Raw genomic sequence first — 1,262 nt, forward strand, 5'->3', positions numbered from 1 at the left:
CTAGTGCTGTGACCGGAAACGATCACCGGGTTGCGTGACGTTTCAGGCTGCGGGTTCGAGGGGCCGTCCGCCCCAGCGGATGCCTTTCTCGCTGCGGACACGGGCGCGTTCGCGACGTTGGGCGGCCAGCACGTCCGGATGTCGGGCATGGGCATTGCGCCAACGCAGATAGGCGTGCAGCGCCCGGGTCTGGACGGTGTGATTGGGATGGCAGGAGTTGGCCAGGGTGAACTGGCGCAAGGGGCCGAAGTGGGCCTCGATCGGGTTGGCCCAGGAGGCGTAGGTCGGCGTGAACAGCAGTCTGACCTTGTTTTTTGCGGCCCAGACGCGGATACGGCGGTTCTTGTGGGCCGACAGGTTGTCCAGGATGACGTAGATCGGGGCGCCGTCCGGGCGGGCGGCGCGGATCGACTTCAGTGCGGCCCAGGTGTTGGCGATGCCCTTGCGGCGGTGGTTGACGCCCCACAGCAGGTCATCGCCGACCGAATAGCAGCCATGGAAGTAGGTGACGCCCTGGGTGCGCCGGTAGGTGGCCGGCAGCCGGTCCGGTTCACCTCGTGGTGCCCAGCCCGATCCGGCGGTGGGCCGGATGCCGAGCGGACCGAACTCGTCGAAGGCGAAGGTCCGCTCGGGCCGCTGGGCCAGGGCGTACTCGATCGCGTCCAGTTTGGCGTCGAAGTCCGGGTCCGGGGATTCCTTCCACGTCTTGGTGCGCTGGAAGGTGACGCCGTGCCGGGCCAGCAGGGCGCGTAACGCCTCCCGGCCCAGGGGGAAGGCGCCACCGGGAAGCCGGTGCAGGTATTGGAGGAGCTTGCGGATGGACCAGCGGGTGAACGGCTGGCCGAGCTTGGTGGGTCGCGTACTGGCCGTCGCGGCGACGATCACTTCTTGCTCAAGACTTAGCAGGCGGGGACGGCCTCCCGCCCATTGAGGGTCCAGGCAGGCCAGCCCGATCTCGTTGAAACGGTGGATCACATCGCGCACGGTGTCCTCATCGGCCTGCACCAGCCGGGCGATGACCGGCACGGTGTTGCCGCCGGCCGAGGCCAGCAGGATCATCGCCCGCCGATAGCGCACCGCGCTGGTCGTGCCGCGGCGCACGATGCGCTGCAGTTTCTGCCCTTCCAATTCTGTGAGCCTGCGGACCCTGACCGGTTGCGTCACCTGACCTCCCGAGCGCCAATCGAACGTGATCAGCACCATCCAACCGGCAGCAGCGTCCTACGCGCCAACCCGGTGATCGTTTCCGGTCACAGCACTAG

General features: G+C 67.7%; 1 protein-coding gene. It reads right to left on the reverse strand.

All coding sequences use genetic code 11. The features are described 5' to 3' along the window. Positions 1 to 42: 42 nt before the first annotated feature. Positions 43 to 1,164: an IS630 family transposase gene (locus ACH34R_RS44115; RefSeq protein WP_397567622.1), complete on the reverse strand. Its 1,122-nt coding sequence runs from the start codon at positions 1,162 to 1,164 to the stop codon at positions 43 to 45. Positions 1,165 to 1,262 lie beyond the last annotated feature (98 nt).

The sequence above is a fragment of the Spongiactinospora sp. 9N601 genome, from assembly GCF_044326295.1.
GTDB classification, from domain to species: Bacteria; Actinomycetota; Actinomycetes; order Streptosporangiales; family Streptosporangiaceae; genus Spongiactinospora; species Spongiactinospora gelatinilytica.